Annotated in this window: 8 protein-coding genes and 1 pseudogene; all 9 read right to left on the bottom strand. The window is 33.2% G+C overall.

Going from position 1 to position 6749, the window contains the following annotated elements:
• Positions 1-638 precede the first annotated feature (638 nt).
• Entirely contained in the window at positions 639-800 is a 162-nt protein-coding gene (locus ACGF49_RS23815; protein ID WP_387493096.1) for an AHH domain-containing protein, read from the bottom strand.
• Positions 801-1379: 579 nt separating this feature from the next.
• Positions 1380-1820, bottom strand: a complete 441-nt coding sequence (locus ACGF49_RS23820; RefSeq protein WP_387493098.1) for an SMI1/KNR4 family protein — start codon at positions 1818-1820, stop codon at positions 1380-1382.
• A gap of 168 nt (positions 1821-1988) precedes the next feature.
• Complete coding sequence (locus tag ACGF49_RS23825; protein WP_387493100.1) at positions 1989-2456, bottom strand: HNH/ENDO VII family nuclease; 468 nt, start codon at positions 2454-2456, stop codon at positions 1989-1991.
• 486 nt (positions 2457-2942) lie between these two features.
• Positions 2943-3104 (bottom strand): hypothetical protein, encoded by a 162-nt coding sequence (locus ACGF49_RS23830; protein WP_387493102.1) that lies wholly within the window; start codon positions 3102-3104, stop codon positions 2943-2945.
• A 505-nt stretch (positions 3105-3609) separates the two neighbouring features.
• Positions 3610-3939, bottom strand: a complete 330-nt coding sequence (locus tag ACGF49_RS23835; RefSeq protein WP_387493105.1) for an Imm43 family immunity protein — start codon at positions 3937-3939, stop codon at positions 3610-3612.
• Positions 3940-4221: 282 nt separating this feature from the next.
• Positions 4222-5019 (bottom strand): hypothetical protein, encoded by a 798-nt coding sequence (locus ACGF49_RS23840; protein WP_387493108.1) that lies wholly within the window; start codon positions 5017-5019, stop codon positions 4222-4224.
• A gap of 8 nt (positions 5020-5027) precedes the next feature.
• Positions 5028-5825 (bottom strand): RHS repeat domain-containing protein, encoded by a 798-nt coding sequence (locus ACGF49_RS23845; protein ID WP_387493110.1) that lies wholly within the window; start codon positions 5823-5825, stop codon positions 5028-5030.
• A gap of 45 nt (positions 5826-5870) precedes the next feature.
• Positions 5871-6137, bottom strand: coding sequence for a hypothetical protein (locus ACGF49_RS23850; RefSeq protein WP_387493112.1), 267 nt, complete (start codon positions 6135-6137; stop codon positions 5871-5873).
• A pseudogene (locus ACGF49_RS23855) lies at positions 6137-6643 on the bottom strand (hypothetical protein); the annotation flags it as partial. The pseudogene ACGF49_RS23855 and the gene ACGF49_RS23850, both read right to left, overlap by 1 nt.
• Between the last annotated feature and the right edge of the window lie 106 nt (positions 6644-6749).

The raw sequence follows: 6749 nt of genomic DNA on the forward strand, positions 1-6749 counted from the left end.
TTTATTTTTTCCCCTGAAAAAGCAAGAAAAAGTCATACACAATAAGGTCATTTATTGGTGAGTGCAAAATTGATCTTATTTTTTGTATTGAGAGTTTTTAGAGGTTCCCAATTCTTCAAAAGAATAGGATTGAAAATAATTCATGTCTTTTTATCTTTTTTATACCGCACGGCATAACTCTTTTTTAAAATATAGAAAATATTTCTTCTAATTTAGAGTCTTGATTAGAAGAGAATAAATATCGATAAATGCTTATCATATTTAACATGTAATTATATTCATCATTTTCTGCTTTTTTATAATCCTCATGAAGATAAAACTCGGATACCCGATCAGAGAAAAAATTACTCTAAACCATATAGTTACCTGGTATGCCTTGATCGAAAAGAAGCTTTAATGCCCTATCTTTATTATCAATAATTTCATATTCATTAAACTTTTCAATAGAACCGGATAAGAATCCGAGCTTTTAAAAAATTCAACAGTTTCCATATAAAAATTTATTATCTCACCCAGATTAAATTATCCTAAAATTCTACTCCAGAGATCAAAGATGCTTTGTCTGACTTTTTAATTTACGTCTTCCCCCTGAATATTAGTGTTATATTTATCTTTGTGTTTAATAATATTGCCATTCTCTATATTTTTTTAGCTATATTTTGAATGTTAGCTACTTGTTTCGATATGGCATCAGTTGATTGATTTAAATTTATTTTATCCAGAGCATTTCTTATTGTATTAGCATATCCGTGATGATTACCTTGATGCCTTGCCATTGCACTAACCCTTCGGCGTGGCATGGGTATTCACCACGGTAAGAAAGAAGCCAGCCGAAAGCGATTCCGGTTTTTTACTGTTTCAGAGAAAAAACAGAATAAAATATCTAAAATATAGCCTATGTATATATTTATCATTAATATAATATTTTTCTGTATTATTCATTTGTTTGTCTTCTTATTTATTTTATATTTTTGTGATTTTAAATTATATATTTAATATATAAATCCAACCCTGTAAGATATTTATTTTAAGTATAAAAATAACAAAGCGGAAAGATCATAGAGATATTTCAGTCCTACTTTTTTAATTAAAAAATACCTTTATTCTCAGTTTTCTTTATGAATAAGTATTGTAAGCTTTCTTGTATTTATTCGCCTTCATATGTTAGCGTAAAATAACTATCTATATTGGGTGGAAAGTGAGAACCATCAATGATTAAAAATATAGTTGATGATGTATCAGATATTATTGTCTTGAAGAAGTCAAAAATAGCTGTTTTATCCTTTTCATCTAATTTTGATAATGCGGGATGAGACGTTTAATTTTAAAATGGGCAAGCCAGATTTCTCTAGCTTGTCATTATTAATATAAAGTGGATTTTATAAATCTTCTATAGCTTGTTTTATTTCTTCTAAAAGAAACTCAGCATAACTATCTGCAATTATGTTTTTATCTCCATCTCTTTTGAAGGATAATTCAGTCTCAACTACTACAGCCTCTCCTGTTTTTCCTTTAATACTGGTATCAATAGAATAGGAAAGGCCGTATCCCGATGATTTCATTTTAATCATCCCTTCATCTATATCACCGGAATCTCTGGCCTGCTTTGTTACATACAGAATACATGGGGCTTGATTTCCATTTATTCCCTTTTTAGTTATTCCATAATAATCATCTCCGCCGAAAGAAAGTGTTCCATATTTTTGTAAGAAAAATTTATATAATTCAGGAAAAGTAACACCAAGCAATGATTCGAATTCACGGATAGTATCTATATCAACCCCGCCACTAGAAAGAATTTCTTCCCCGCTTGATATCATTTCCTTTTCAATTAAATCTATACCCTATGGATTTCAAGATGCTTCGCGGCGGCAAGGGAGCGAATCCCCGGGAGCATAGATAACTATGTGACCGGGGTGAGTGAGTGCAGCCAACAAAGAGGCAACTTGAAAGATGACGGGTATATATAATTCATAGCTTCCTTCCTCTTAAGGAGTTAAAAAGTCCAATGCTCTTGTTTTCCAATATGTTTTCTTCCACTGGTTAAATGGACGCCTATTCGTTGATGGTGGCGCATTATTATATGTGCGTCTTATGCCATCAGGACCGACCCATGTTTTATCCCATTGATTTGAATACATATGAAGCATACGGTCGTATTTACTATGGGTACTACTTAAAATTTCAGTCATTGGGCCAGGTTCATTTTGAATGACATGATGAAGGTTTATTTCTAAGCCATCCTTACCAATAGGTGCAATCCCTTTCTTCATTCGTTGAATATTCGTCCTTCCGAAGTCATCAATATGATTGAGATCAAATAAATCATTTCTTTGGTAAACTCTAAGCTTCAATCCGCACTGACTTACTGTGGGTATGCGCCACGGTAGATCAATAAGAACATCGGAAGATTTGGTGATTGTGAACTGCCTCTCTAAATCTAAATAGCGTTTCATAATTTTGCTACACATGGCCTTATTCAACCTATTGCTATATATGGAATTATGAGTGGTATAATATGTAGCACTATTTTAGAATCTTATTTAGTCATTAAATGTTGAATCTAGCTTTTGAGGGTCGTTCATCTATAATTTTATTAACTATTCTTCAAAAGAATAGGATTGAAAATAACTCATGTCTTTTTATCTTTTTTTATACCGCACGACATAACTCCTTTTTTAAATATAGAAAATATTTCTTCTAATTTAGCGTCTTGATTAAAATAAATATCGATAAATGTTTGTCATATTTAACCTGTTATTACATTCGTCATTTACTTCATTTAGAAAGTTATCGTATTCTATGTTATCAACTAACCTTTGTTTCTTTCTTATAAGATATCATTTTCTTTTTCTCATATTTTCTTTGACTTGATCTTGTTTAGCTATATTTTGGATGATAGCTACTTGTTTCGATATGGTATTAATTGATTTAGATTTATTTTATCCAGAGCATTGCATCAATATATCCGTGATTACCTTGATGCCTTGCGATTGCACTAACCCGTCGGCGTTGGCGTGGCATTCACCACGGTAAGAAAGAAGCCAGCCGGAAGCGATTCCAGCTTTTTGTTGTTTCAGAGAGAAAATAGAATAAAATAGCAAAAATATATCTTATGTATATATTTATTATGAATTTTATATTTTTCTGTATTATTTCTCTGTTTATCTTATTATTTATTTTATATTTTGGTGATTTTAAGTTATATATTTAATATACCGAATGAACTTCAAGATGCTTGAGTCGTCAGATATAAAAACATTTAAATTCAACAACATAATCGTTTTTCAAACATGCACTTTGAAGTATCTTGAGTATATATAAAGTCAACCCTGTAAAATATTTATTTTAAGTATAGAGATAACAAACCTGGAAGATCACGGGGATCTTTCCGACTTTATTAATTATCTATACATCATTCAATTTCAATTATTAAGTTATCAACCCATACATCAAAGTTATTTTTAGACATAGAATAGAGCATCTAATAAATCAGAACACTTTGTTTTTTCATAATGATTATCACTGAGATCCTTTTCAGCAAAAAAACTGATAAATAACCTAACATATGTAAATTTATCAACTAATATGAATTTTTGAACAGCATCGCTAAAATCTATTATTATTTTTAGTTGCTAATAGCTTTTTGCAAATAAAATTACCGGTTGTGAAAGATTTAAGGAATTCAAGGAAATAATCTGATATGATATGAGCACGGCCATGTTTATAATAATTAAATTTCAAGGTCCCAATATTCTTATTGCATAATAAAAACAATTCATCAGGACATTCTGGATCTTTCATGTAATAAGGAAAGGAATATTTATAACCTTCGTAATTCCATTTATCATTTACTTGTTTATTTGTATCTATAATGGCATGAAGATACCTTGGAATTGAAGGTGGTTTATAATCATTCATTAAAACATAATAGCTCATTAATTTAATCTCCCACATTTTGTTGTAGATATATTTCCTGACCAAATCTTATTTTTCATATCCATTTGGATTTTTCTTATAGCATCCCTAGCCTCTCGATCATTAATATTACCATTTTCGTGCTGACGTCGAACTATTTCTATTTACTGCCTTACTTCATTAGAATAAATATTATGATTACTGCTGTGGAAAACTTTCATTCCTTTTCCGACATCTGCTTTCATGGCGGATTTACTGCCTGGAAAAGGCCGGAAGATCTCGCAAGATTTTTCCGGCTTTTAATCAAGGTAATCTCTTGGTTATTTTCTTAGATGGTGGGGCTTTCCAAGCTATTAAAATTCCTGCTTCTCCACAGTATTTATTAATTTCATCAAGATGAGTTTCCTCAACTTTCCATAGCCACAATTCATTATTTAATTTTTCTAATGAGCCGTGCTCTTTATTACCTAATATCCATTGTTTTAAATTAATATTTCCAACATTAATTTTAAGATGAAAATTATTTATAATATTAAAAGGATAAACCATCCTTAACATATTATCATTATATCTTTCCTTTCCATCAAACCTTCCTGGAGTCTCTCTTTTGAAAACAGATGGATTTTCGTATGGGTATATACTTACTAAATTATCACCTCCCGCATAATAAAAAGCTTTTGTTACTCTATCGCTATCATATATCACACCATAAGGAAACTTCACATTATCAGTTAGTAATTTTATAAATGAAATAATCTTTTCATGATTACCTATCTTATTAGGGAGCTGTATATCTATATGATAAAAACCACCAAATTCATTAGTTGTATAACCAAACGACGATAACCACGGTGTATAATCTTCTTGTTCGCAATAGATCCTAAAAGCTGTGGCTTCCTGAGCAAGGATTTTCTCTTTGAGTTCGGAAAAGGAGATTTCTATTAAATCATGATCATCTGGATGATCGCCATTTTTTATATATTTATAATACCCCGAACCAGTTATCGGAATATCAAAGATGCTAAAAAATAAGCCACCTAATTCATAAGCGGTAATTGGAGATAGTTCTTTTGGATTATATATCGCTATACCTGTATACATAATTTTACCTATATACTTGATATTAGGTTATCTAACATCGATTTCATATCGGGGGCCTTATATGGATGCTCAAAGACGAGAACATCACCTTGCTTATTAGTAGGTAAGTTACTCATAGCCTTTTCATTACGTGAAGTTAATGTCGGAAGTTTTTTGCCCATATCAGTTTTTGAAGCAAGTTCAATTGAATGGACTTTACCATTAACGTCAATAGCCATAACATCAGGTCTTCTTCCTGAAGTTCCTTTTCCATTAGCAAAGCTATATGACCTATTTAAATAAACTTCTTTAAATTTACCACTCATTGCAAGTTTATTAGCTATAACTTCTGAAAACTGATCATGACTAGGAGTTTTATCTTTTTGACCTATACCAAAAATCTTTGTTCCATTAACTTCTCTTATGGGACATCCTGCCAGTCCCAGAGGATCAATCCAGTTCGCCGGATTATGCACGTAACTATAAGGACTTACGCCACCCCTTAAGTTTAGCGGATCCGGCGATAAGTACTGGCCTGTTTCCCTCTCGTAATAACGGTGCCGGTTATAAAATAAACCGCTTTCCGTGTCTTCATATTGGCCACAAAACCGGAAATTACACGTCAGGTTCCGTGGGTCATTGACCGTCAGCACCGGCCAGAACTCCGCTTTGCCCCAGGTCAGCAGCCGGCCCGCCCATATCAGTTCCCCGGCCTCGGTCAGGATTTCCCGCACCGTCCCCTGGTGATCACTCACCACATAGTACAACTGACCTTTTTCATGCCGTGCCAACGGCGTCAGGGTGTCCGGTTCATACAGCCAGTGCATTCGCCACGGTAAATCACCAGTAAGGCCGGAAGATCTTCCGTTTTTTTATAGACTATGATCTAAAAAATTAATTGCATCTTTTACTACACTTTCTAAAAGTTTTTCCTCCATTGGAGAGAAGTCACCATATTGAGCCATAGCTTGACATGTAGATAATTCTTTTACTATTTGCCTTATGCTATCCTGTTCATTATTTGATTTTATGATTTCATCATAACGTTTAATAAAAAAGTAAGCAGTCTCTCCTTTTCCATTTTTGATTAATTCCGCAGAGATGGCTTGTAGAGAATTTAGTAAGTTGGCTAATGTCATCACCAAGGAACTCCCATTGTTTTTTGAACCCATGTTTTAGGTAAGTTTGTTACAACCGCTTGATATCCACCACCAGGATAACCAGAACCCTGTGCGGCAGCAGGTCCTTCACTTACCCACGTACCTCTAGGGACTTTAAATTCTGATATCTTAGTTATATTTACTCCCCAATCATGACGAATAGCTAAGTCTTGGCGCAATACATCTTCGGAAGAATATTTCTTATTTGTTAACCATGAGAATTTTCTTCCTGTTCTATTATTTATTCCATGATATTTATAAAAAACTTCATCTCCAGTTAACTGTCTATTTTTATAAATTCCATCTTTAAAGGTTTCTGCAATATTCTTTGGTAATTCAGGACCTTGATGAGAAAAAGATTTATTTTCTGACGATGATTTGGAATCAGATATTGGACACCCCGCTAACCCCAGTGGATCTATCCAGTTTGCCGGATTATGCACGTAACCGTAAGGATTTACTCCACCGGCTAAGTTCAGTGGGTCTTAGGGACTATCCCGACGCCATCATACAGTTTAGCGGACCTTTCCCCCTGATTTAGCAGCCTTTTTCTCCGCCGCTTTTTCCCACCCTGTTAAAGAACATGCCAAC

Source organism: Photorhabdus sp. RM96S, assembly GCF_042879335.1.
Classification (GTDB): domain Bacteria; phylum Pseudomonadota; class Gammaproteobacteria; order Enterobacterales; family Enterobacteriaceae; genus Photorhabdus; species Photorhabdus kayaii.